The organism is Varunaivibrio sulfuroxidans (assembly GCF_029318635.1).
GTDB lineage: Bacteria > Pseudomonadota > Alphaproteobacteria > Rhodospirillales > Magnetovibrionaceae > Varunaivibrio > Varunaivibrio sulfuroxidans.
This window is the reverse complement of the sequence record NZ_CP119676.1, coordinates 161,270-186,501: the sequence shown is the minus strand read 5'-3', so window position 1 is coordinate 186,501 and position 25,232 is coordinate 161,270. Positions and strand designations below refer to the sequence as shown.

The 25,232-nt window shown below is 57.4% G+C and carries 18 protein-coding genes; 9 read left to right on the top strand and 9 right to left on the bottom strand.

What is annotated here, in order from left to right:
* Nucleotides 1-20 precede the first annotated feature (20 nt).
* A complete protein-coding gene (locus tag P3M64_RS00855) occupies nt 21-260 on the bottom strand; it encodes a sulfurtransferase TusA family protein (RefSeq protein ID WP_132940053.1) in 240 nt (79 codons plus the stop codon).
* Nucleotides 261-895: 635 nt separating this feature from the next.
* Between P3M64_RS00855 and P3M64_RS00850 the strand changes: the two genes are divergently transcribed.
* Entirely contained in the window at nt 896-1,246 is a 351-nt protein-coding gene (locus P3M64_RS00850) for an ArsR/SmtB family transcription factor (protein ID WP_132940054.1), read from the top strand.
* 122 nt (nt 1,247-1,368) lie between these two features.
* On the opposite strand, the gene P3M64_RS00845 is transcribed toward P3M64_RS00850, so the two are convergent.
* A complete protein-coding gene (locus P3M64_RS00845; protein ID WP_132940055.1) occupies nt 1,369-2,325 on the bottom strand; it encodes a hypothetical protein in 957 nt (318 codons plus the stop codon).
* Nucleotides 2,326-3,293: 968 nt separating this feature from the next.
* Here P3M64_RS00845 and P3M64_RS00840 point away from each other — a divergent pair.
* The 6 genes from P3M64_RS00840 to P3M64_RS00815 all read left to right on the top strand — a co-directional run bounded on the left by P3M64_RS00840 (nt 3,294) and on the right by P3M64_RS00815 (nt 10,615).
* A complete protein-coding gene (locus P3M64_RS00840) occupies nt 3,294-3,719 on the top strand; it encodes a hypothetical protein (protein WP_132940056.1) in 426 nt (141 codons plus the stop codon).
* A gap of 152 nt (nt 3,720-3,871) precedes the next feature.
* Nucleotides 3,872-4,825, top strand: a complete 954-nt coding sequence (locus P3M64_RS00835) for an ROK family protein (RefSeq protein ID WP_132940057.1) — start codon at nt 3,872-3,874, stop codon at nt 4,823-4,825.
* A 142-nt stretch (nt 4,826-4,967) separates the two neighbouring features.
* A complete protein-coding gene (locus P3M64_RS00830) occupies nt 4,968-5,690 on the top strand; it encodes an ABC transporter ATP-binding protein (RefSeq protein WP_132940092.1) in 723 nt (240 codons plus the stop codon).
* A gap of 6 nt (nt 5,691-5,696) precedes the next feature.
* A complete protein-coding gene (locus tag P3M64_RS00825) occupies nt 5,697-8,060 on the top strand; it encodes an ABC transporter permease (RefSeq protein WP_132940058.1) in 2,364 nt (787 codons plus the stop codon).
* Between the two features lie 10 nt (nt 8,061-8,070).
* Nucleotides 8,071-9,276 (top strand): efflux RND transporter periplasmic adaptor subunit, encoded by a 1,206-nt coding sequence (locus P3M64_RS00820; protein ID WP_132940059.1) that lies wholly within the window; start codon nt 8,071-8,073, stop codon nt 9,274-9,276.
* A 472-nt stretch (nt 9,277-9,748) separates the two neighbouring features.
* Complete coding sequence (locus tag P3M64_RS00815) at nt 9,749-10,615, top strand: GGDEF domain-containing protein (protein ID WP_165886404.1); 867 nt, start codon at nt 9,749-9,751, stop codon at nt 10,613-10,615.
* 512 nt (nt 10,616-11,127) lie between these two features.
* Here P3M64_RS00815 and aspS read toward each other — a convergent pair.
* Nucleotides 11,128-12,951: an aspartate--tRNA ligase gene (gene aspS, locus P3M64_RS00810; RefSeq protein ID WP_132940061.1), complete on the bottom strand. Its 1,824-nt coding sequence runs from the start codon at nt 12,949-12,951 to the stop codon at nt 11,128-11,130.
* A 205-nt stretch (nt 12,952-13,156) separates the two neighbouring features.
* A complete protein-coding gene (locus P3M64_RS00805) occupies nt 13,157-15,034 on the bottom strand; it encodes an ATP-binding protein (RefSeq protein ID WP_132940062.1) in 1,878 nt (625 codons plus the stop codon).
* Nucleotides 15,035-15,308: 274 nt separating this feature from the next.
* On the opposite strand from P3M64_RS00805, the gene rnd reads away from it, so the two are divergent.
* Nucleotides 15,309-16,466: a ribonuclease D gene (gene rnd / locus P3M64_RS00800; RefSeq protein ID WP_132940063.1), complete on the top strand. Its 1,158-nt coding sequence runs from the start codon at nt 15,309-15,311 to the stop codon at nt 16,464-16,466.
* A gap of 62 nt (nt 16,467-16,528) precedes the next feature.
* Here the strand turns inward: rnd and P3M64_RS00795 are convergent, their stop codons facing one another.
* Both P3M64_RS00795 and P3M64_RS00790 read right to left on the bottom strand, forming a co-directional pair.
* On the bottom strand, nt 16,529-18,055 hold the full coding sequence (locus P3M64_RS00795; protein ID WP_243644876.1) for a Ppx/GppA family phosphatase: 1,527 nt from the start codon (nt 18,053-18,055) through the stop codon (nt 16,529-16,531).
* Nucleotides 18,056-18,062: 7 nt separating this feature from the next.
* Nucleotides 18,063-20,219, bottom strand: a complete 2,157-nt coding sequence (locus P3M64_RS00790; protein WP_132940064.1) for an RNA degradosome polyphosphate kinase — start codon at nt 20,217-20,219, stop codon at nt 18,063-18,065.
* Between the two features lie 868 nt (nt 20,220-21,087).
* Between P3M64_RS00790 and P3M64_RS00785 the strand changes: the two genes are divergently transcribed.
* Nucleotides 21,088-23,175 (top strand): methyl-accepting chemotaxis protein, encoded by a 2,088-nt coding sequence (locus tag P3M64_RS00785; protein ID WP_165886405.1) that lies wholly within the window; start codon nt 21,088-21,090, stop codon nt 23,173-23,175.
* Between the two features lie 83 nt (nt 23,176-23,258).
* Here P3M64_RS00785 and P3M64_RS00780 read toward each other — a convergent pair whose 3' ends face one another.
* The 3 genes from P3M64_RS00780 to P3M64_RS00770 all read right to left on the bottom strand — a co-directional run bounded on the left by P3M64_RS00780 (nt 23,259) and on the right by P3M64_RS00770 (nt 25,231).
* Nucleotides 23,259-23,612 (bottom strand): hypothetical protein, encoded by a 354-nt coding sequence (locus P3M64_RS00780; RefSeq protein WP_132940066.1) that lies wholly within the window; start codon nt 23,610-23,612, stop codon nt 23,259-23,261.
* An 82-nt stretch (nt 23,613-23,694) separates the two neighbouring features.
* Entirely contained in the window at nt 23,695-24,474 is a 780-nt protein-coding gene (locus P3M64_RS00775) for an SDR family oxidoreductase (RefSeq protein WP_132940067.1), read from the bottom strand.
* Between the two features lie 43 nt (nt 24,475-24,517).
* Nucleotides 24,518-25,231, bottom strand: a complete 714-nt coding sequence (locus P3M64_RS00770; protein ID WP_132940068.1) for an HdaA/DnaA family protein — start codon at nt 25,229-25,231, stop codon at nt 24,518-24,520.
* Between the last annotated feature and the right edge of the window lies 1 nt (nt 25,232).

Below are 25,232 nucleotides of genomic sequence, written 5' to 3'. Positions count from 1 at the left end.
CCGTTTCCCGGGCGCGGCGGCTACGACATTTGCTTTTCAAGAATTTCGATACGAATAGTGTAGACCCCGCTCTCTTCCGTACACTCAAGCAGCTTGTGCCCCGTGGTTTCGCAAAAAGCCTTGAAATCAAGCGGAGCGCCGGGGTCCGTCGCAAGAATTTCCAACGTGTCGCCCGCCATCATTTCCTTCACCTGCCTGTTGGCCTTCAAAACGGGTAAGGGGCAACTCAAATCTTTTACGTCAAGCGTGAAAGTCATCATATCCCATATTCCCTTACATATATTTTACTTGATCGAGTTACTTGATCGAGAGATCCAGCCTCCCGGCACGCGGACACTTAGCATGTCTGTAAAATCCGAGACTGACAAGGGGGTTGAAGCGTCTTGGGCGGGATGGGGGGAACTCGCGAGGCAAATATACATGCGTTTTTTTGCGTTGCGATATTTATTTTTCGCGGCGCAGCATCAATATCTTCCCCTCACTTTTCCCACCTCCCTCCGATACGCCTATCGCATCGGGAATATGCGCGTTCAAGGTTAGAGCCGTTTTTTAATTTTATGGTGATATTACTCATCGTTGGCGGAAAATTAATAAACGGAATAACAAAAGAAATACAGCATATATACATGCTGCAGTGCACATAAAAATGCAAAAAATCAACTAGCCGAATGCCTTAATCTCCGTTAAATTTAATATTAGTAATACACATCCGGCTACAACCGATAAGGAACCGATGAACTGAGGTGGGTCAACGAACCGAAAAAATCGATCTCGGGCTTGAAACGCGCTTGAGCCCGCGTCGGCCAAGGGGGAGGTCCATCAGCCTCGGCGACGTGGCCTATACCGAAAACGAAGCATTTGAAATAAGTGCCAGGAGAGGGGTTGTCGTAAGATCATGAGATTGGAAACCATTCAGGAAAACGCGCGCCGCGCAAGCACACTCCTTAAGGCGATGAGCAACCAGCACCGCCTTATGATTCTCTGTCAATTGGTCCCCGGCGAAAAATGCGTCGGCGAGTTGGAGGACATCATAGGTCTCAGCCAGTCCGCCCTATCTCAGCATTTGGCGCGTCTGCGCAGGGATGGCTTGGTCAAAACCCGGCGCGAGGCGCAAACCATTTATTATTCCCTGAACGGAGAAGAAGCCAGTTCCGTGATCGAGACGCTGTACAGCATTTATTGTGGCTCCGAGGCCACCTTGACGTACGATTCCGGCGGTGAAGTTAAGACGGTCGCGGTCGGATAAAACATTTCGGTCCGCCGCCGCCTCTCCGCCGGCGTCCCAGCGTGAGATAGACGAACATCCTCCCCTGTAGGTCGCCATAGACCTAAACGGCCCTGATAGCCCTGAACGGCCCAGCGTGCGGGTTAGCCGCGCGTTTGTGTGGGCCGAACGCCGGCGCGTCCCAAGGAATGCCCGCCCCTTGGCAAGGACCCGACATGATTTCGCGACGACGCCGGGGGACGCGGCGCGCCGGCCTTACGCTCCTGGGAAATAATCCAGCGCAATTCTTCCTTGATGATGTCCGTATGATGGTTGGGCGGCCCCTGCAGAACCGCGGAAATAATCGCCCTGCGCGTCGGATCGGGAAGACAACTTAAATGTTCGAGCATCAAGAATTTGATTCCGGGACGAACATTTTCGGAAAGTAAGAGGCTGGAAATCAACTTACGGCGGATATCCATATGCAGGTTGCCCGCCTCGGTCAGCTCAAAAAACTCGCCGACGAATTTACGCGGCGCGATCTGACCGTCGAGAAGCGCCTGCAGATTGTACTTCAAAAGCCGGGAATATTCCTTGCGCGAGTGATTGATGAATCGGCTGGTATGAAAGCGCACCTTGCTTATCGCGTCGGGCGAAAAGGCGCTTTCGGTAATCAAATCGACGCAATGCTTGACCAGGGGATGCTTAGTCGCCTCGCCGACGACACGAAAAACGCCGTTGACCAGTTTATTGCGACTTCCCAACGGGGACAGGCGGGTCGCGGCGGCCATCGCCATCGGCGATTCGGGATCGCGCGTCGCCATCATCGCCAAAGGCAACGGGTCCTCATACCCCCCCAAATCGATATGATGGTTAAGAAGGTATTCCGGCAACAAAATACGATTATCCTCGCCGGGCACGCACAACACGGACTTGCGGCGATAATTTTCGCGAACCGTCAACGCCGTCGCCAGCCCCTCCTGCGTAATCCCCAACGTCTGCCGTGGAGCATCAAACCTCGCTTGAACGCCCTCTCCATCCAGACGTGCGGCCCCGGAGCGATCGCGTTCTCCCGAACGCCGGGAGCGCATTTGCCGAGGACGCGTTTCAAAGCTCGCCATCGTCACGCCCACCCCATCGCGGCGCTCGATGACGCCATTGCGGCGAAACGAAAACCGACGCCGACCGCACGGACACGAACAGGCCCATCCAAAAAGCTCATCTCCAAACGCCTCTCTTCATTCCTTCGGCAAGGATGCCGTTCTCACGACGACGCATCGTCCATCCTCTCGGACACAGATCATGTACTACAGCGTTTTTTATTCTTAAAGCAATATTTAGACGAAAAACCAACGCGATATACCATATATGGGCGGAAAACTGGATGTAGATGTACGCTATCCTTGTAAATATGACAGGTCAGGTCTAAACATCTTGTTAAGATGCAACAAAGCGACGCCGGACAAAAACGGCGACGACGCCCTCTTCCACAAAACCATACGGTACAGCCTTACAACGGTGGCGACGCCCCCGGCGTCTCGGCATAATGCCTTATAACAATTTATAAAATTAACGTTCTGCCCCATCCCTTCGTGGGATATCTCTCCCTCACGAAAAAACATGCCGTCAAAAAAATTAAAACAAAATTTAAAATAAATCGTATTTTTTAGATGCAATATTCCAGGTTTAATGAATTTGGACTATGTCTATTTTTACATCAACATATCGAATGGTACACGAAATCATGTATTTCAACGTTGACATGGCACCTCATCTGCTATAGTTAACGAAGTGTTTACGATGTTTGCGATGACGGAACACAAAACAAAAAATCGCAAAAATATAAACCTACGGCGTTTTTGCGTAAGTAATCGCGATGGAAATGAAGTCTTAGGTGGATATAGCAAAAAGTCATCGGATGATATTTTTGTCTGTACTTTATTGCGTGGCATATAAGGCGCCCACGCCGGAGGAACCGAGCGCTCTGGGGCGATTGGGAACCCATCCGTAAATGAAGGGGTCGGTTGTCGGCAAAGATGTTGGCCGCGGCGAACCGGCGAAGATAGAGACTCAGAAACCAGGGGGATTCATGGCGCAACGTTATTTTTCTCAGGGGAAAACGATAGCCTTCCGAACAAGCCGGAGCGCGGCGGATCGGGACGCAACGACGGAATCGCCCGGCCTCTCGCACCTCTCGTTTTCCCGCTTGCCCGCCTCACGGGTGCCCACTCGAACCTTCGTTCTGTCTCTAATCGACGAAGCCTACCCCGGAGAGGTGCGCCGCGAGACGATCGCCGCACCCGACGAGGCTTGCGCCTTGGTCCGCGCGCGCCATATTTTCGCCCGCGCCCATATTCTTCAAATCAAACCCGTCGCCGCGCCCGCCGCCGCTTCGAAAACCGCAACGCGGGCGGCCTTGGCGCGCCAGCCCATCGCCCGCTTTATCGGTGGCGAGTTCAAGGCCTTTGATTGCACCGACGAGGTCACCCTATTTGACCTCAGTCACGCCGAATAAGGCTTCCTTTTTCGTCGCCACGGGGCCGCCCTCCGCGCCTTCGCTCCTTATTCTTTATTTTATTGCAAAGTATTCACCGTCCTCGACGGGAATATTTTGACGCCCGGCGGCAAGATAGGCGACCATGGCGCGGCAAGCGGAGGGAACAATTCATGCGCCTGGGTATCGACCTTGGGGGGACCAAAATAGAGGGAATCGCCCTACACGCCGACGGCGCCATCGCCGCCCGCATCCGCACGGCGACACCTGCGGGCGATTACGCAGGGACCTTGCAGGCCGTCGCGCAACTTTTGTCCAACCTGGAGAATGTCGCCAAAATCAAGGGCCGCGCCCTGCCCGTCGGCTTCGCCATCCCCGGGGCGCTCGACGCAACCACGGGGTTGGTGAAAAACGCCAATTCAACCTGCCTAATCGGGCGCCCCCTAGGCGACGACCTGCGCACCCTCCTGGGGCGCCCCATACGGCTGGAAAATGACGCCAACTGCTTCACCGCGTCCGAAGCGAAGGACGGTGCGGCGACCGGATATGCCGTGGCCTTCGGCGTTATATTGGGAACCGGCGTCGGCGGAGCCATCGCCGTCGAGGGCCGCGTGTTGCACGGGGCGGCGGGGCTGAGCGGCGAATGGGGGCACAATCCCCTGCCTTGGCCTCAAATATCCCGGTCCCAAGAACGGAAGGACGAAGACGAATACCCAGGCCCGCTCTGCTACTGCGGAAAAACGGGATGCATCGAAACATTTTTATCCGGGCCCGGTCTCGGCGCCGATCATGCGCGCCATCGGGGGGGCGAGCTATCGCCCGAGGAAATTGTCGCCCGCGCCCGCGAAGGCGACGCGACGGCGGAAGCGAGCCTCCAACGCTACGAGAGCCGTCTCGCACGCGCCCTCGCCGGCGTTATCAATATCCTCGACCCCGACGTCATCGTTCTGGGCGGCGGCCTTTCGAACATGGACCGATTGTATCGAAACGTCCCCCGGCATTGGACCGACTGGATATTCGGCGGAACTTGCGCGACCCGGCTCGTGCGCAACACGCACGGCGACAGCAGCGGCGTGCGCGGAGCCGCCTGGCTCTGGCCCGACGCCGATCGGCCTTCCCAAACCTGACATCTTCAAACCTTGTAAGACTATGCCTTTCATAAGGGTCAGGGCCTATTCATCTCCGCCAGACGTATCAGATGAATAGGTCCTGACCCAAGAGAGCAATAGGGGTACACTGAATCTTCCAGGCGCATTGCGGGTGACCGATATGGCCCAGAAGGATGACAGGCGAACAACGCTCTCGGCCCTCGGGATCACGAAGGTCTATCGCACCGGCGAGGTCGATATTCACGCCTTGCGCGGCGTCGATCTGGATCTTTACGAGGGAGAATTGGTGGTCTTGCTGGGGCCGTCGGGCAGCGGAAAATCTACTCTTCTCAACATCTTGGGCGGCCTCGACAATCCGACTTCGGGGCGGGTGTTTTTTCAAGATAGCGAACTCACCGCCCTGAGCGACCGGGGCCTGACCGCCTATCGTCGGGATCATGTCGGTTTCGTTTTCCAATTCTATAACTTGATCCCCAGCCTCACCGCCCGCGAGAATGTCACCATCGTCACCAACATCGCCCCCGATCCATTGCCCGCCGAAGACGCCTTGCGCATGGTCGGTCTGGCCGAACGGATGGCCCATTTCCCCGCCCAGTTATCCGGCGGCGAACAGCAACGGGTGGCGATCGCCCGCGCCATCGCCAAGCGTCCCAACATCCTGCTCTGCGATGAACCGACCGGCGCCCTCGACAGCAAAACCGGTATCCTGGTGCTGGAGGCGATCGAACACACCAATCGAACCTTGGGCACAACCACGACACTGATCACCCATAACGCGATCATCGCCGACATGGCCGACCGTGTAATCACATTTAACGACGGTCGTATCGCCGACGTCCGCGTTAACACTTCCCGGCGCCCAGTCAAGAATTTAAGGTGGTAAAGCGCCATGACCCCGCTAAACAGAAAAATTCTCCGCGATCTATGGGGTATCAAGGCTCAGGCACTGGCCATTGCATTGGTGATCGGCTCGGGCGTCGCCGTCTATATCATGAGCCTGGGCACCTTGTATTCACTTGAGGAAACGCGCGACGCCTATTACGAACGTTATCGCTTCGCTCAAGTTTTCGCCCCGATGAAACGCGCGCCGAAACGCCTTGAATCCGCTATCGCCGCCATTCCCGGGGTGAAAACCGTCACCACCCGCATCATCAAGACCGCGACGCTGGACGTTCCCGATCTCGCCGAGCCCGCCACCGGGCGGCTGATCTCGTTTCCCGAAACCGACGAACAGCGGCTCAACAAGCTCCACCTGCGCCAGGGCCGCCTGTTGACACCGGGCCACCCCGACGACGTGCTGATCAACGAGGCCTTCGCCCGCGCCCATAATTTCACCCCCGGCAGCACCTTCACGGCCATCATCAACGGACATAAGCGTACGCTGAATATCGTCGGCATCGTGCTGTCGCCCGAATATGTCTATGCGCTCGGCCCCGGGGCGTTGATGCCCGACGATGAACGCTTCGCGGTGATCTGGATGGGACAAAAAGCGATGGAGGCCGCTTTCGACCTTAACGGCGCTTTCACCGAAGCCTCGATGACGCTTGAGCGCGGCGCCAGCGAAAACGGCGTCATCGCCGCGCTGGACCGGATCACCGCGCCTTATGGCGGCATTCGCGCCTATGGCCGCAAAGATCAGATATCCAATTGGTTCGTCACCAACGAAATCAGCCAATTGCGCGCCATGGGGAATTTTGCGCCGCCGCTTTTTCTTGGGATCGCGGCGTTCCTGCTGCACATTGTGGTTTCGCGCCTGATTCAGACCGAGCGCGAGCAAATCGGCCTGCTCAAGGCCTTCGGCTACGCCAACGAGCAAATCGCCTGGCTGTACATCAAATTGGTGCTGGTCATCGTCATGGCCGGCCTCGCCATCGGCTGCGCCTTCGGCACTTGGCTTGGCCGCGGAATGACGGAGGTCTACACCGAATATTTCCGCTTTCCTTTCCTGTATTACATCGTTGACGGTTCGATCTATCTGACGGCGGCCTTGATCGGCATTGTCGTCGGCCTGGCGGGCGCGGTGTTTTCCGTTTGGCGCGCGGCGCGCCTGACGCCCGCCGTCGCCATGACGCCGCCGCCGCCGACCGCGTACCGGACGGCCTGGATCGAACGCCTATTGCGTCTGCGAACATTGAGCGAGCCCAACCGCATGATCCTTCGCCACGCTCTGCGCTGGCCTTTGCGCTCGGGGCTCAATGTGCTGGGCGCGGCGCTGGCCGTGTCGATTCTCGTCAGCGCCATATTTTTCCTCGATTCCATGGATCGCTTGGTGGATTTTCAATTTTTCAGAGTCCAACGCCAGGACGTCACGGTGACCTTCACCGACACGCACCCCCAAACGGCGATGGCCGAAATTGCGCATCTGCCCGGCGTGCTGGCCGCCGAACCGTTCCGCTCGGTGCCGGTGCGCCTGATCGTCGGCCACCGTAAACGCTACGAAAATATCATCGCCATCGCTTCCGACGCCCATATGTTCCGCCCCCTGAGCACGACCGACACGCCATTGAGACTCCCCAAACACGGCCTCGCGCTTTCCACCAAACTGGCCGAGATTCTCCATGTCGGCCTGGGCGACAGGATCACCGTCGAAGTTAAGGAAGGTCGGCGTCCGGTCGTCACATTGCCGGTTACAGCCCTGGTCGATGAATATATCGCGACTCCCGTCTACATGAACATGGCCGCACTCAATCGTCTGCTTGGACAAGCGCCGAGCGCTTCAGGCGCGAGCCTACGGATCGACTCATCCCAGGCGGAACGCCTTTACCGTCGGCTCAAGGGCATGCCCTCGGTCGCATCGATCTCCATACATCGGTCGGTGGTGCAAAATTTTCGCCGGACGATCGAGGAAAACATGGGGGTGATGATCACCTTCAATATCATGTTCGCCGTGATTATCGCCCTTGGCGTGGTCTACAATTCGGCGCGCATTTCCTTGTCGGAGCGGTCACGTGAACTGGCCAGCCTGCGCATTCTCGGGTTCACCCGGCGCGAGGCCGCGTATATTCTACTGGGAGAACTCGCCCTGCTCATCGTCCCCGCGCTTCCGCTCGGATGTCTGCTCGGCTACGGTCAGGCGGCGCTCTGGACGGCGCTGATGGACACCGAATTGTTCCGTATGCCTCTGGTCGTCTCCCGCGATACCTATACCTGGTCCATCGTCATCGTGCTCGGGGCCGCCGCCGTCTCCGCCCTCCTCGTGCGCCGGAGGCTCGACGCCATGAATCTCGTCCAAGCCCTGAAAACCAGAGAATGAGGGAACCGCAATGGCGACATTACCTCTTAAAAAAATTTCCCTTTTCATCGTCGCATGCGCCATCGCCATCGCTCTTCTGGTCTGGGGGATCACCCCGACCCCGGTCCCCGTCGATCTGATCGCTGTCAAACGCGCGCCGATGGATGTCACCATTGATGGCGAAGGACACACCCGGGTCCGCGATGTCTATGCCGTCTCCGCCCCGATATCGGGGCGTCTTCGACGCGTAAAGATCCGTGTCGGCGATGCGGTACGCGCCAACCGAACCGTGCTCGCCACGATCGAACCGGCCAGCCCGCAGTTTCTCGACGCTCGTGCGCTGGCCCGGGCGCAGGCCGCCGCGAAGGCCGCCGAGGCGGCCCAAGCCCTGGCCCGGGCGGAACTCGAGCGCGTCCGGGCCAAACTGACTTTCGCCAAGACCAACCTGCGACGCGCCCGCGATCTGTTCGCCAAACACGTCATTTCCGAACGCCAATTCGACCAGGCGAAATTGGACGTCACGATCCAGGGCGCCGCCGAGGACAGCGCGCGGGCAGCGCTCAATGTGCGCACCTTCGAACTGAAAACAGCACGCGCCGCCCTGATCGCCCCGACCGACGATCCCGAAGGGCAAACGACCTGCTGCGTCGAGGTGCGCGCCCCGGTCGATGGTAAGGTGCTGCGCCTGTTGCGCCAAAGCGAAGGCTTCGTCGAACGCGCCAGCCCCTTGTTCGAGATCGGCGATCCCACGCGAATGGAGGTCGTGGTGGATTTACTCTCGTCGGACGCCGTCAAGGTACGTAAGGGAGCGTCGGTTCTCCTCGACGGCTGGGGTGGACAACACCCTCTTGAGGGTGTCGTGCGCCGGGTCGAACCCTATGGCTTCACAAAAGTGTCGGCGCTCGGCATCGAAGAGCAACGCGTCAACGTCATCATCGACTTTACCGGACCCAAAAAAACATGGGCTCCCCTCGGCCATGGCTTCCGCGTCGAGGCCCACATCCGTGAATGGCGGGGGGAGGACGTTTTGCAGATTCCCATAGGGGCGCTATTTCGCGATGGAAAAGACTGGGCGGTTTTCGTTGACGTCAACGGCACGGCGAAACTGACGAAGGTCAACATCGGGCACACCAACGGGCGCGCCGCCGAAATTCTCGGCGGTCTCGCCGACGGCGTACAGGTTGTCAGCTATCCCAGCGATCGAATCACGAACGGAACCGATATCGTCGCACGTTGAGGCTCACGCCCGATAAAATCCCCCGCGCCGCACGCCTGGATTTCTCGCTCCCCCTGCGTGACCTCGCCGGCCCCCTCGGTTTCGCCTAGGGTGCGCGGGGGCCGATTTTATACGTCTCCGCCGAATCGGTAAAACGGAAACACGTATACAAAAAGGTCCTCGCTCTCGCCGCGCAGTAACCGTATCCACAGGGGAAGTCATTGTGAATAAGGCGAAATTAGAATTTATCAAAAGATGACCTTACATTTTTATTTCAATCCCATATAATCCGCGCCCACTTACCTTTACGTGTGAAGGCTTGACAATTTTCTTTTTCCAAGGTGGGTATTTTTTACCCAACCGGCAAAAACTGCCGCCCTAAACTATTCTTTAACCGTTTGCAATGTAAGAATATGTGGGTGGCATGGTGTTTGCCTAGCTTATTGGGAAGTCTGTTTTTGTGCTGCCACCGCCACAAAGGATGGGGACGCCCGTGCAATCGCTGAAGAAAGATTACACCGCCTTCAAAACCGCCGATCAAGGCGTGCCGCGTCGCGCCGTGACGCCTGGCGTGGCGTTCGCCCGGAAAGACGGCAATTCACGTGATGCTCTATCCGATTTATCCAATCCGTCCGCATGCGAGGAACCGATCGACGGCCTCGCCCTGGGGAACTTGTCCCTGGCGGCGGTTTTGCTTGAAGACGAGGTCCGCAGCGCCAGTTGGATGCTTGGCGAAGAGGCGACCATGCACTGCATCAAGGCGGCGCAAAACGTTCTTAAGGCCGCCTTGCAACAAGAACGCATTCTCGCCCAGCAAACGGCGCGGATCGGCGAACTCGAAAAAGCCGTCGATACCGACATACTTACCGGGCTTTTGAACCGACGCGGTTTCGAGGCGGAGCTTTCGCGTATATTATCCTCGGCTCGGCGCTTCGATGAAGAAGGGGTTCTGGTTTACATCGATCTGGACGCCTTCAAACCGGTAAACGACACCTACGGCCACGCCGCGGGCGATGAAGTTTTACGCCGGGTCGGCGCTATCCTCCGAAAAAATGTCCGCGAAACCGACAGTATCGGTCGCGTCGGCGGCGATGAATTCGCGGTGGTCTTAACCCGTACCGATCATCAAAACGGCATTCGCTGCGCCAAGGGATTGGACACCCTTCTCAACACCGCGCACATCACATGGCAGGGTCAGGAAATCCCCCTGAGGGCCAGCCTGGGGTATCAGGTCTATGGCCCTCATGACGACGGCGCGGAGCTCCTGCACCGCGCCGACACGGAGATGTATCGATGCAAACGTTCGCGAGCCGGATGCGATAACGCGACCACCGGATTTGTGACCACCTTAGTACGGTAATCGTCGGTACGATAATCGTCGATTTAAAGCCATGGCCGCGAGGCCTCCCCTTTCGCCGGTTACGCCGAAGCCCTCGAACGGTTGGATCTTCCGCCCTGAGGCTTCGTTTTCATACCGCCTGCCCCTCTTAAAGAAACGCCTTGAGCGACCGAGCCTCCCAACCAATTCCGCCTCCCCGGAGCTATCGTTTTCCGACGCCAAACAATCGCGCGAGCTTGAGGTCGGAAACGCGAAGATGAAGACGCCATAGGCCGATCCGAGACGATGCCGGACGACGCCGCATGGGGGAACATCGTTTCGCGAGAGTGGTCGAGCCGACCGTCAAGCGGAAGGCGGGTTCGGCTTGTTCCCGCACCACGACCGATCTCACGATCTCTCGACCTGGCGACACACGTCCTGGCGACACGCATCCACCAAGTAGCCGCAAGCGGCCTGTGGGAACGGATCTGCGAACTTTGCGGTGTGTCGTTTCGGTTATCGCGGCCCGCATATCCTACCGCGCCGGGAGGCCTCTAACCCTCCTGGTCGCCGCCCACGCCTTTAAGGCTGGCGTCCTTTTTCACCTTGGGCAGGTTCAATTTGATGTGCAGTTCGCGCAAACGGCGATCATCGACCACGGCGGGCGCGCCCATCAGAAGATCCTGGGCCTGCTGGTTCATCGGGAAGGCGATAATTTCGCGGATGTTCGGTTCGTCCGCCAGCAGCATGACCATGCGGTCGATCCCCGGCGCGGAGCCGCCGTGGGGCGGCGCGCCGAACTTGAAGGCGTTGAGCAGGCCGCCGAACTCTTTTTCCACGACCTCCTTGCCGTATCCCGCGATGGCGAAGGCCTTGTACATGATGTCCGGGCGATGGTTGCGGATCGCCCCGGACGACAGTTCCACGCCATTGCACACGATATCGTACTGATAGGCCAAAATATCCAACGGGTCCTTGCTTTCCAGCGCCTCCAATCCACCCTGGGGCATCGAAAACGGATTGTGGCTGAAGGCGACCTCGCCGGTTTCCTCGTCCAATTCGTACATCGGATAATCGACGATCCAGCAAAACTTGAAGGTCCCGCCTTCGCGCAAGGTCAGTTCGTCGCAGATACGCTCGCGCGCCTGACCGGCGAACTTTTCGACGTCCTTTTTCTGCGCCGAGGTAAAGAATACCGCGTCGCCCGCGCCGACCCCGGCGGCGGCCCTGATCGCCGCAATGCGATCATCCTCAAGATTCTTGCCGATCGGCCCCTTGACCCCGCCGTCTGCGGTGAAGACGATGTAGCCCAGTCCACCCATGCCTTCGCCACGCGCCCAATCGTTCAACTTGTCGAAAAAGCTGCGCGGGCGCTCCGCCGCGCCGGGAGCGGGAATGGCGCGCACCAGCGCCCCTTTTTCAACGTTCTTGGCGAACAGACCAAAGCCCGATCCCCGAAACGCCTCGGTGACGTCGCTGATGTTCAGCGGATTGCGCAGATCCGGTTTGTCGGAGCCATAGCGCAACATCGCCTCGGCGTAGGGGATACGCGGAAACGGCGGCTTGGTGACGGTGCGTTCCGAGGAAAATTCCTCGAAAACGTCGTGCATGACCGGCTCGATGGCGGCAAAGACGTCTTCCTGGGTGGCGAAGGCCATTTCGAAATCAAGCTGATAGAATTCGCCGGGAGAACGATCGGCGCGGGCGTCCTCATCGCGAAAACACGGCGCGATCTGAAAATACTTGTCGAATCCGGAGACCATCAGCAACTGCTTGAACTGCTGGGGCGCCTGCGGCAGGGCATAGAACATCCCCGGGTGGTGGCGCGACGGCACCAGATAGTCGCGCGCACCTTCGGGCGAACTGGCGGTCAGGATCGGCGTCTGCATCTCCAAAAAGCCCTGGTCCGTCATCCGCCGACGGATCGAGGCGATCACCCGACTGCGCAATACGATGTTGGCGTGCACGGAAGGGCGGCGCAAATCCAAGTAACGATGCTTCATGCGCATTTCATCGGAATATTCGCCGTCGCCGGCGACCTGCATCGGCAACACGTCCGCCGGAGATTCGACATTCATGTCCTCGATCTGAACCTCGACCTGACCGGTCGGAAGATCCGCGTTCACGGTATCTTCGGTGCGCGCCACCACCTTGCCCGTCACCGTCACCACGCTCTCGGGGCGCACGCCTTCGGCGCGCGCGAACAGCGGACTGGAGACATCGATCACCCCCTGGGTTATCCCATAATGGTCCCGCACGTCGATGAACAGCAGATTGCCGTGATCGCGCTTGCGATGAACCCATCCAGAAAGACGGACGACCTCGCCGACATGATTGAGCCTGATTTCGCCGCAAGTATGGGTACGGAAGGGATGCATGAATAAAACACTCTTGTCCAACGGTTAGACGGCTGGGCGCGCCGCGCTGACGATCTCGTATAAAGCGCGGCAAAAGCACACTGTTCACACCGCTTTGTCAAGTCATGTGTCGCTTTCACGGCGCATTACGCGTCTTTAAGTCATGCCCCTTATCAACGCCAAACACGGTAAACGCCAAACACAGTAGTATGGGTAGCCCCTGAGCCTAAGTGACGCGGAAGGAAAGCGCGACTTTCAAGCCCCGCCTACCCGCTGCGGGCTCCAGACGCAACTGTCCATCGACGAAACGGCCGACCGACTGCGCCGCGCCCAAAAGACCATACCCCGACCCTCCGGGACGCGCCGACAACACCGGATCAAAGCGCCCTTCCTCAATCACCTTGTGGGCCTGAGCCAGTTTTTCCGGAGACATTCCCCGCCCGTCGTCAACCACCTCGATTTCCAGGTACCGCCCTTTGACACCGGCATTCACAAAGATGTGACGCGCTCCGCTGTGGTGCGCATTGCGAACCAGCTCGCTGAGGGTGTCTTCCATTTGCCCGCCATAGCAGACAATATTCATGTTCAAGACATCCTCGGGCGCACGCACGTCCAAGACCATCCCCGTTTCATCCGATATCCGACGCGCCCCCTGAAACCATCCGGCGACACGCTCGCGAATTTTTCTGGGAAAGCCGGCGTTGGGTTGCGCCATCACCTTAAGTTCGGCAATCCGCCGATGTATTTTTTGGATAACGCCCAAGAGGGCGTCGCGCACCTCTTGAACGTCCGCCCTGGTCTTAACCACGTGAAGGACCTGCATATGCAACCACAAATTTTTTAGGCCGTGAAACATGGCGCGAACGTCCACGCCTTGAGTGTAAGCGTCGGCAATCATCGCCTGCCACCCCATTCCCAAACCCGGACGTCCCCAAACTTCCATATTTTCCCCGGCCACGGCGAAGCGGGTTTGATTTTCATGTTGTCCCAGGGATGAAAAAAAAGTCTCGGCGCCATGGCGTGAATTCACCCCCACCTCGATCCCTCGCACCAGATCTGGAATGCTGGAATAAATTTCACCACGCTGAGGACCGCTCAAGACATAATATTCCCCCTCACACGGTGCGATAATAAAAATCAGGGTGGAGTTGGACACGAATTCATGCGCCGAACGCACCGCATGCGCATATTCGCCCTTCAGGGCCAATTCGCCGCCGACGCGGGCTAAAATAAGGTCCTGCGTCCCTTGCCAATCGTTGCCGAGGACGCAGTGAATGCCGCTTGGAGGACAAGATTCGTTCACACGATCCTTTCCGGTATGCCCCCCATCACTGCCGTCCGTGTCGATCGCGTTGAGAATATCCACCAGGCGATTCGCGGCGGCGGATACGCCCGTTGCGATATGGTTTGCCCGAATAGCGATTTGTCGATCGTCCGTGGCGGAAAAAAGGTCGTTCAAATCATTTTCGACCTTATTGAGGAGCGCGATTAAATTTCTGGGATCGTTCTTCGAAAAAGGCGATTCCATGGCCGCTAGAATTTGGCGGGAAATCTCCCGCATTTTCGCGTTTCCCCGCTCGAAACCGGTCATCTCGTGTATGGAAAATTGAACATGCCCCCCGGCAATATCCCGTCGGCGAAACAAGACAAGACGAAACGAACGTTGCTCCCGCCCCCGCAAAAGATGACGATAGGAAACCGCACTTCCCGGATCGAGAAGCCCGATCACATCTGCAATGTCGTCAATTTCCTCGGGCGCCACGCCAAGCCGGTTTAACACGTCGCTCAAACGCAACGGCGCCACGGAGCGAGGTTGCACCTGCGCCGTATCGATTTCCCGCGGCGCGTGGGCGTGCAGAAGGTCGCAAAATTCGGCCCCGCCCGCCGTCCATAAAAGAGAGTCGCCATCCTTCCCCAATACGCCGATAAAGGGGCGCGCGTCGGCGACCAACACATAAGCCCCCAACATTAAACGCGCCAAGGCATCGTCTTCTCCGGCGAACAGCTTGCGCCCGACGAGGGCGCTTAGGGATAAATTCGACGTATCCATCATTTCTCCGGCCAACACCAACCCACACAATTTATCGGATGTGCAGAACGACATTTATGCAATGATACGGATTTACGTTGAACTACTCAATCGCGCTAATGTGAATGCATCAAATGCGCCGCCTTCAACTCGATATGCTCAGGAATCGAGATAACTAATATTGCGGCGTGAGTACAAGACGGAACCCTACAACTTCGTTTGAAAAAGAAGAATAAAATAACCACTTTTACGAGCATATCTCAAAAAAGATACACCCGGAGGAATACCTACGCCTATTTTTTGCATCGTCTTATTTGTGCCTCCACATTTTATTGTGTATAGCATACCCATGATTATCATTAAGGATACGAACGATCTTTCCGCATTTTGCGCCCGCCATGGCGCAACGCCGTTTATCACCGTCGATACCGAATTCATGCGCGAGACGACGTACTGGCCGATTTTGTGTCTCATCCAGGTCGCCGCCCCCGATGAGGCCGTCATCATCGACCCTCTGGCGCCGGGTATGGACCTGTCGCCGCTATTCGATCTTCTCTTGGCGCCGAACATCATCAAGGTTTTTCATGCCGCGCGCCAGGATATGGAAATTTTTTACCGCCTTATGGGCTCCTTGCCTCACCCGATTTTCGACACCCAAATCGCCGCGATGGTTTGTGGTTTTGGCGATAGTGTGGGATATGAAAATCTTATTTCCCGCCTGACCAACGCGCGCATAGATAAATCGTCACGGTTTACCGACTGGTCGCTCCGCCCCTTAAGCGAACGGCAATTGAGTTACGCCCTGGCGGACGTCACGCATCTGCGCGAGGCTTACGGCAAACTAAAGGCGCAATTGGAAAACAGTGGGCGGGGAAGTTGGCTGGACGCGGAGATGAACATCCTCACCACGCCCACGACGTACGAGGCGGACCCCTATACCGTTTTTCGCCGAATTAAGGTGCGCAACCCGCGTCCACGATTCCTCGGAGTCTTGCGCGAACTGGCCGCCTGGCGCGAGCTTGAGGCGCGCAAGCGCGATCTGACGCGCAACCGCGTCCTACGCGACGACCCCTTGGTGGAGATCGCCCACCATACGCCAAAAAATTCCGAAGACCTTGCCCGTACTCGGGGACTGACGGCCAAGCAAGCCCATGGCGAATTCGGCAAGGGTATTTTGGATGCGGTACAAAAAGGACTGGCCCTGCCTGACAGCGCACTCCCGCGCGCCCATGAAAAGGTTGATCTTCCCCAAGGAATCAAGCCCACGGCGGAATTGCTGAAAGTGCTTTTAAAAACCAAATGCGAGCATAGCGGCGTCGCTCAAAAATTGATCGCCTCCAGCGCCGACATCGACCTGATCGCCGGGTTTGGCGAGAAGGCCGACGTGCCCGCCCTAACCGGCTGGCGCGCCGAGGTTTTCGGCGATGACGCCCTGAAACTGCGCCGCGGAGAAATCGCCCTAGCCATTAAAGACGGCGAGATTCAGATTACGGAAATCGGACAGTAAAGGCGGACTTATTTTCAATGCCCCCCCCTCAAGGGGAGTCGGCTTTCGGGAAACGCGCCACCTTAATCGATCGCCGAGGCCTTTCCTTCTCCAAGACTTTTGGCCAGCGTTTTCAGACGCCTTTCCACCATCTCGCTGACAAACGCCTCACGCGATTGCGGCAAGCCCAAAATCAGGGTGTTATCTTCATTTCGAAGATGCGTTTGCGCCAAAATGCCCGGCGCGCTGCCCGATAGGGTGTGGGCCAAACGCAGGGCCAGCCCCACGGTATCGCACCAGCGTATTTGATCCTCACTTAGCAATGCACCTACGGATCGCACGAGAGAGTCGCCCGAGTTTCCGTTATAACGGACATAAATGGAAATCGCCAACAACGCCCGCTCAGGGTGCGTCAGACCCGCGAAAGGAATCCGCAAAATCCGATAAAACGCGTGTTCCGCGCGATAATCCGGATGTTCGTTCCACCCCAAATCGCCGAGCAGGCACGCTGCATAGAGAATACGCGTTTCTTCATATGTGATGTCCGGAAAGAGCGGCTCCATCCAATCACGAATTTCCCGCCCCTTGATACGGAACCGACCGGTGCGCTCATTACGGGTTTTCGACGCGCTGATCAGCGGATCCTGACGGCGCAATCTTTCGGGCAGGCATTGCAGCAACTGCCCCTCGCGCATGCCGTATCCCGAAAACGTCACCTGCGCGGCCCCGGATTGTTCCAACAAAACGCCGAGGGCGATTGCCGCGTAAGGCAGCGTCTCCACCCTTTTCTTCGGAACGCCGGGTATTTTAGCGATGGACCCGCTGCTCATTTTGCCGATCAACTGCAACAGGCGCAACGCCTCTTCGCGTTCGATGGTGTAATTGTCGATGACGTGCAAAGGGTAATGGGTCTGGTCGATCATGATCCGTGCGATTGCGCGCCACGACCCCCCGACCGCATACAACGTGCGTCCTTTGATCTTCTTCATCCAGGAGGTTCCCTCCAGATGACCTTCAATGACCTTCCCGGCGTTTTCCGGTTTGCCTCCGGCGGCGTCGCGCAGGCGCAAATGCCCTAGGGGAAACGTTGCGTGCTCGCCGAACGTCCCGTGGTTCAAAACCACGAGATCGAGGCTTCCCCCTCCCAAATCGCCAATCACGCCATCGGCGTCGGGCGTCCCGCTCAACAAGCCGTACGCCGCAAGCTTGGCCTCTTCCTCGCCGCTGAGAACAGTGATTTCATGGTTGAGAAGAGCGTGAATGCGGCGCACGAAATCGGGGCCGTCCTCGGCTTCTCGTACCGCCGCCGTCGCCACTATCTCAAGGTGGTCCACCCCCATGGCCCGGCTTAAATTAACAAACCGAACCAGGGCGTTGACCGCCATCTCCACGCCTTCGGGATTAAGTTTTCCGGTGTCGGCGAGGCCAAGACCCAAGGCGCACTGAACTTTTTCGTTGAACATCGGAATCGGCAACCGGGTCGGCGCGTCGTAAACCACCAGACGGACCGTGTTCGAGCCAATATCGATAACGGCGATCTTCCCCAGTCCGCGACCCTCCGGGTCGGCTACGGTAACGTCTTTTAAAATGCGCAAGGACGGTGTCATCATTCGGTCATCACGGTTTCATGGCTGATTTGGCGGCGGATGACTTGCGGGGCCTACGTCCCTTCTTGGCGGTGTGTCCCATACCCGATAAACTGGCGTTGGTCATGAAATAGGTGTGCGCGTTGAAGCCGTCACCGCTATCGTCCACGCGGACGTACCGACCATCGCCGTCCAACACCCAGGACTGCCCCTCATCGCGAAAACTGACCTCCATGATTTCGTCCATCACCTGGCGATGGACAGTGGGATTTTCGATCGGCACCAGGGATTCGATGCGGCGATCCAAATTTCGCTGCATCCAATCGGCGGAGGAAATATAAACCTTGGCGTTACGTGACGGCATCTCGTGACCGTTGGCGAAGCACATGATGCGGGAATGCTCCAAAAAACGCCCGACGATACTTTTCACCCGAATATTTTCCGATAAATCCTTAATCCCCGGGCGAAGACAGCATATTCCCCGAATGATCATGTCGATCTGGACTCCGGCGCAGGACGCGCGGTATAGGGCATCGATCAATAATTGATCGACGAGAGAATTAACCTTGACCCAAATCGCCGCGGGTTTGCCCGCCTTGGCGTTAGCGATTTCAACGTCGATAAGCTCCAGCAACGTACTGCGCAGCGTCAACGGCGAAAACACGAGCTTTTGCATCGCCATGGGTTGCGCATATCCCGTCATATAATTGAACAAGCGCGACGCATCTTGACACAATTGCGGATCGCACGTGAAAAAAGACAGATCGGTGTAAATCTTGGCCGTGATCGGGTGATAGTTCCCCGTACCATAATGCACGTACGAACGAAGCATTTTCCCCTCTCGGCGAACGATCAAGTTCACCTTGGCGTGAATTTTTTTATCCATGAAACCGTAAACCACCTGGACTCCCGCCCGCTCCAAGTCGCGCGCCCAACGAATATTCGCTTCTTCATCGAAGCGCGCCTTCAATTCGACCATCGCGGTTACCGTTTTCCCCGCCTCGGCCGCCTCGATCAGCGCGGCGACGATCGGTGAATCGTTACTTGTGCGGTAAAGGGTCTGCTTGATCGCAACCACCTGCGGATCGTTCATTGCCTGGCGCACGAACTGCACCACGACATCGAAACTTTCATAGGGATGGTGGACTATTAGATCCTTTTTGCGGATCGCGGCGAAGACGTCGCCGCCAAAATCCCGCACCCGTTCGGGAAACCGAGGATTGAACGACTCAAACAAAAGGTCGGGACGCTCGGAAACGATCAACTGCTTGATATCGACCAACCCCAAGATGCCTTCGACAGGGAATGTCGCGTTATCATCAACCCCGAATTCACTCATCACCATGTCGCGCAGTTCTGCGGAAATATCGTCGTTGAACCCAAGACGGATGACCGATCCGCGGCGACGGCGCTTGAGTGCGGATTCGAAGGTGCGCACCAGATCTTCGGCCTCCTCGTCAATTTCCATTTCGCTGTCGCGTATCACCCTGAAATTAGCCAATTCGACGACTTTAAAGCCGGGAAACAAGCGATCCAGAAATAAACCGATAACCCGTTCGATGGGGATAAAACGGATTTGCCGACTGGGCAGGCGCACGAAGCGTTCGACCAGATGGGGCACGGGAATGAGCGCCCGCAACATCTCGCTCGATTTCTCTTCCTGTAGCAACATCACCAAGGAAAACCCCAGATTGGGAATGAACGGAAACGGGTGGGCCGGGTCGATCGCCAGAGGCGTAAGCACCGGGAATAGGTGATCCATGAAATATTTATCGAGCCATTCATGTTCGCGCGCGCTGAGGTCACGCTCTTTCAGGACGTGTATCCCCTCCCCGAGAAGCTCCCGACGCAAATTTCCCCAAGTGTCGTGTTGCGCCTGCATCAGGCGGCGGACTTCTTCGTGGATCGCCTCAAGCTGCTGGGCCGCGTTCAATCCATCCTGACTGACCGAGGCGATCCCGGCGCGGACCTGTCCTTTCAAGCCGGCGACGCGCACCATGTAAAATTCATCGAGGTTGGCCGATGAAATCGACAAAAACCGGACCCGCTCCAAAAGGGGATGTTTTTTATTATCAGCCTCTTCCAAAACGCGGGTATTGAAGGCCAACCACGACAGTTCCCGATTAAAAAAACGCGCGATGGAGGTCAAATCCGGCGTCTGAGTTTCATCCTTCGTCAAGACATTCACATCAAAATCCCATACGTTCCACGCTTCCAATAGGCCCTGTAGACGCCTCAAAAAGGCCGCCGTCCTCACCGTCGAATACTTTCCCGTCCCCGCGGCGGCCCCAGGCCACGAGGGGGTCGCTTCTTTTTTGGGGCGAAAGTTCCATTTCCACCAAAAGTCTCTTTTCCGCCATGAGATATTAAGCTTTCACGCCCCCCGTGTCATGAAAGAAGACCGACACCTACGGTACAGTCGCTAGGGTCAGGACCTCTTAATCTGATGTATCTGGTTTGTCAAAAATGTCACAGACCTAGTGGATCGACTCCGACGTTTCGCTCTCGCGAACCATCGGGCCGACCACTATCTATCTTTTTGTTGCAGTTTGATTTCTTCACACATTTGTGTCCAATTGCATCGGACTCAAATGTTAAACTCAAACCACTAGGAGAAGACTTGCCGGAAGTACCGTTCACTTTCAAAAGTCTTCGACGACGTTCTTGGGGCATTTTTCACAAATCCCTACGGGACGGGATGAATTTAAGCGCGGATGTCGTTGGAAAACCCTTGCAATGAGGACCATTGCGGCGGGTTCTCCGCCTAACCCACACTTAAATTCATCTCCGCCAGACGCATCAGATTAAGAGGTCCTGACCCTAGATTACCATGAAAAATATTGTATTCCGGGCTATGCGCTCAACATAAAAGGATGCAATCCTTACGCCGTTCGCGCCTTTTCGTGCCGATACAGGCTGAATTAGGGAAGGGAATGAACGATTTCCGGAGGGTCGTTTTGGACCGCCGCGGCACAGGGGGAAATCGCACATGACGACACTCAAATCGGCTCCGGCCCTATGCGATGATGGGCTACAACCGGGCAAGGAAGGTACCAATGCTGCGCTCCCGCCTTTTAAAGACGAAGCACTTCGAGTCCATGATCGGACACATGCCGGTCGGCGTCATGGTTCTCGATCCCCGTGATTTGTGCATCCGTTACATGAACGAAGCCGGTCGGCGCACGTTCGAGGGGTTGCAACACCTCTTTCCCGAAAAACCCGATAAAATGATCGGACGGTCCATCGATTTTCTCGGCGATATTCAGGAAATTCGACGCATCCGCGGGGGCGGAGAAGCGCAACTTCCCCAACAGGTCCGCGTCACCCTCGGCGAAAAATGCCTGAACCTCGTTTTCAGCGCACTGCGCGACGACGCCGGGCGCTATATCGCCCCCATGATGACGTGGGCGCACACCGACACGCCGGGCGCAGAGGATGTCGCCCCCCCTCCCTTGCAGCGGATGCTCGAACAGATGCCGATCAACGTCATGGCGATCGACATCGCAACCTTCGCCATCACCTACGCCAACGCCACCAGCATCGAGACGCTGCGCGACTTGGAACACCTACTCCCTTGCAAGGCCGAGAATATTGTCGGCCAATGCATTGATATTTTCCATAAAAACCCATCCCACCAGCGCGCCATCCTAAGCGATCCCGCGAACCTACCACATCATGCGACGATCACGCTCGGCGAAGAGACATTGGATCTCCGCGTCTCCGCTTTCTTTGACGACGCCGGCGTCTACACCGGGGCCATGCTGACGTGGAGCGTGATTACGAAGCGGGTCGAGCAAGCGCATTCCTTCGAACAAAACATCGGCACGGTCGTCAACGAGGTCGGCGATGCGTCGGAAACGTTGCAGGCGACCGCGATATCGATGGCCGACACGGTCGAAGAGGCCCAAGGCCAAGCCTCAAGCGTCGAAGAGGCGGCGCAGCATTTGAGCGCCTCGGTTCAGGAAATTTCCCGACACGTCACGCGATCGACGGAATTGACGGCGCAAGCCGTTGAAAACGCCAACCATTCCAACACGATGATTCAAGGCTTGGCCGAAGCGGCAAAAAAAATCGGTGACGTCGTTAATTTAATCAACGACATCGCATCGCAAACCAATCTCTTGGCCCTGAACGCCACCATCGAGGCGGCGCGCGCCGGAGAAGCCGGGAAAGGGTTCGCGGTCGTCGCTTCGGAGGTCAAGAATCTCGCGACCCAAACCGCCAAGGCGACCGAGGAAATCAGCGCCCAAATTGGAGGCATTCAAAGCGCCACCCATGAGGCGGTCGAAGCCATCGAGGGGATTGGAGGAACCATTCGCGAACTCAATGAAATCGGAGCCACTCTCGCCGAGGCCATTGATGAGCAAAGAAAAACAAGCCAAAGCGTCACTGATCATATCGCCGCGGTCGGCGCCACGTCCGAGGAGTCCGGCAACGCCGCGGATCAGGTTCTCGAACGGGCCAGCGCGCTGTCGGAGCAATCCGTGCGTCTGAAAAGTGAAGTCGATGCTTTTTTGTTCGAACTGCGCCGCAATGACGACGGCAAGAAACGCGAAGCGCCTTCCGGGGTCTTTCCTCACCCCTCACCTTCCGACGGCCAACCCGAATCGCCGCAAGCTCCACCCGACGTCACACATCCTTCCCGCGACGCCCACCCGGGCGTCGCGGGAAAAGCACAGCCGGACGCCGACGGAGATATGAGCGAAGCTCCGCGAGACGATAGCCTCAATCGAGGTCCCTTCAGCATCGAGCAAATCAACGCCGTGCGATCCAGCTTCGCCCTCCTAGAAGAGCACTTCGATGCGGTCGCCGATGGTTTTTACCGGCGCCTGTTCGAAATCGACCCAAATTTGGAGAACCTGTTCAAATTCGGCCCACAGCAACAAGCGCAGCGCCTGTTGTCGTTGTTAAAAAGTATTGTCGCCAATCTCGACCGGGTCGATACGTTGTTGCCGGACATCGAAGAATTAGGTCGCAAACACGGCCAAGGCGACATCTCCGCCGCCGATTATGAAAGTTTCAAAGAATCCTTGATGTGGACTTTGGAGACTTTTCTCGGCGCGCAGTTTACGCCCGAAGCGCGCGATTCCTGGGAGACGGTCTACGACACCCTGGCGTCAACCATGAAATACGCCCAAAGCTGACCGAAGGACTACAATCCCCGGGGCGCACAGACGTAATCAGACCCAGGACGCGCCCAGGACATTGCGCGGTTCCTTGGAAGGCCTCAATGCCCCGGTTCGATCTGAATATCGCGCGCCGCGGCGTACTCGACGGTGTTTAGGTCCCCATCCAGATCGATAATCACGATATCGTCGGTGATCAGGCGTTCTTCCTCGGGATTGGTATTGAAAAAATTCCAAATAAAGCAGGCGGCGAGAATTTCCGCGCCGCCGTGGTGGGCGTCGGCGGTCGCGCGCGCGCGGGCCATGAAGGCGTCGAGAACGTCGCGCGCCTTGGTCAAATCATCCTCGCCATAGCGTTCGAACTGTCCCTCGCTCTTGAGAAATTCCTGAAATCGATCGTCGGGAATCGTGAAGTCGGCTACGGTCCCGGCGCTAAAATAAGTAACTTTACGCATAAAAATTCCTTTCTCCCGGCCCAAGGAGTCATATCCGGAAAGGCCAAGTCTGAAAACATCACCCGGGCGTTCCGAGCCGCGATTAAAAAGTCCCGGGGTAAGCCCCGCCGTCGATTAGTATATTCTGACCCGTGATATACCCCGCCTGGGCACTGCAAAGATAGGCGCAAAGTTGCCCGTATTCGTAAGGATCGCCAAACCGGCCGGCGGGTATCGAGGCGATGCGCGCGCCATGCGTCTCTTCGAGCGTCTTGCCGTGCGTCTTGGCCGCGCTGGCCAGATTGGCGTTCAGGCGCTCGGTATCGAAGGCGCCGGGAAGCAGATTGTTGATCGTCACCCCGCGTCCCACGGTTTTGCGCGACAACCCGGCGATAAATCCGGTCAGTCCCCCACGCGCGCCGTTGGACAACCCCAAGATGTCAATCGGCGCCTTGGCCGAGGCCGAGGTAATATTGACGATGCGCCCAAAACCGCGCGCCATCATCCCATCGACCGTCGCCTTGATCAGGAAAATCGCGCTGAGCATGTTGGTGTCCAGGGCCTTGATCCAATCGTCGCGATCCCAATCGCGAAAATCCCCCGGCGGCGGACCGCCGGCGTTGTTGATCAAGATATCCGGTTCGGGGCAGGCCGCCAGGATGCGGGAGCGACCTTCCTCGGTAGCGACGTCGGCGGCGACAATCCGTGGCGTCTTGCCGGTTTTTTCCGCGATGTCGCGCGCCGCTTGCGCCAAAGTCGCCTCGGTGCGCGCGTTGATCACGACCTCCGCGCCCTCCTCGGTCAACGCCAGCGCCACCGCCCTGCCCAATCCTTTCGATGCGCCGCACACCAGCGCCACCTTGCCTGCAATATCGAGGTCCATCGCCCCTCCTTAGTCCATATTTATGAGTTTCTATTTATGGAACCTAGCGCCCAAGAACCCGATGCGCGCCGGCGTCATCTTCCAATCCCTCGATGACTTCGCGCACCAGAGGCACGGTGATGCGTCGCCGGTGTTGCAGTGCGTGGCGGTCGATCGCCGCGACCAGGCGCGTCGCGCCCTCGAAGGAACGTTCCATTCGCGTCAACAAATAAGCCAGAACGTCGCCATCGATACGGATCTGACGATCGGAGAATTGCTTCATTACCAGAGCCGACATCAACATATCGTCGGGCGCGCCGATCTTGGGCGCCGGTGACGCCAACAAACGGGAACGCAAATCGGCCAGACCGATCCCCCATTGCGACGGCGGCTTGCGCGATGTCAGCAACAGCGGGCGGGCGTACTCCTTGGCCAAGTTATAGAGATGAAAAACTTCGGCCTCCAGTTCGGGAACGATGAAACGATCCGCGTTTTCCAGCACCAGGGCGGGGTGGGCGTCAATCAAGACGTCCGGTTCACTTAGCGCCATTTTGCACGCGGTGATCGACGCGCCGCCGTAAAGACCGAGAAACACTTGGGCGAGATGGGTCTTTCCCGACCCCTGGGGACCGTGAATGATGACCGCCGGGACCGGCCAGTCGGGCCATTTTTCGACCCAGCCCAGGGCCTCGCGATTACACGGCGCGACGAAAAAATCATCTCCGCTCAAGGAGGGGCGGTGTTCGAAATCCAAGGTGAGTTGGGTGTGTTGAGGCATC

Coding starts and splice junctions, on each gene's coding strand:
- P3M64_RS00820 (WP_132940059.1), top strand. CDS start 8,071: ATGGCGACATTACCTCTTAAAAAAATTTCCCTTTTCATCGTCGCATGC.
- P3M64_RS00780 (WP_132940066.1), bottom strand. CDS start 23,612: ATGCGTAAAGTTACTTATTTTAGCGCCGGGACCGTAGCCGACTTCACG.
- P3M64_RS00825 (WP_132940058.1), top strand. CDS start 5,697: ATGACCCCGCTAAACAGAAAAATTCTCCGCGATCTATGGGGTATCAAG.
- rnd (WP_132940063.1), top strand. CDS start 15,309: ATGATTATCATTAAGGATACGAACGATCTTTCCGCATTTTGCGCCCGC.
- P3M64_RS00785 (WP_165886405.1), top strand. CDS start 21,088: ATGCTGCGCTCCCGCCTTTTAAAGACGAAGCACTTCGAGTCCATGATC.
- P3M64_RS00775 (WP_132940067.1), bottom strand. CDS start 24,474: ATGGACCTCGATATTGCAGGCAAGGTGGCGCTGGTGTGCGGCGCATCG.
- P3M64_RS00855 (WP_132940053.1), bottom strand. CDS start 260: ATGATGACTTTCACGCTTGACGTAAAAGATTTGAGTTGCCCCTTACCC.
- P3M64_RS00845 (WP_132940055.1), bottom strand. CDS start 2,325: ATGGCGAGCTTTGAAACGCGTCCTCGGCAAATGCGCTCCCGGCGTTCG.
- P3M64_RS00835 (WP_132940057.1), top strand. CDS start 3,872: ATGCGCCTGGGTATCGACCTTGGGGGGACCAAAATAGAGGGAATCGCC.
- P3M64_RS00830 (WP_132940092.1), top strand. CDS start 4,968: ATGGCCCAGAAGGATGACAGGCGAACAACGCTCTCGGCCCTCGGGATC.
- P3M64_RS00770 (WP_132940068.1), bottom strand. CDS start 25,231: ATGCCTCAACACACCCAACTCACCTTGGATTTCGAACACCGCCCCTCC.
- P3M64_RS00795 (WP_243644876.1), bottom strand. CDS start 18,055: ATGATGACACCGTCCTTGCGCATTTTAAAAGACGTTACCGTAGCCGAC.
- P3M64_RS00840 (WP_132940056.1), top strand. CDS start 3,294: ATGGCGCAACGTTATTTTTCTCAGGGGAAAACGATAGCCTTCCGAACA.
- aspS (WP_132940061.1), bottom strand. CDS start 12,951: ATGCATCCCTTCCGTACCCATACTTGCGGCGAAATCAGGCTCAATCAT.
- P3M64_RS00850 (WP_132940054.1), top strand. CDS start 896: ATGAGATTGGAAACCATTCAGGAAAACGCGCGCCGCGCAAGCACACTC.
- P3M64_RS00805 (WP_132940062.1), bottom strand. CDS start 15,034: ATGTCGTTCTGCACATCCGATAAATTGTGTGGGTTGGTGTTGGCCGGA.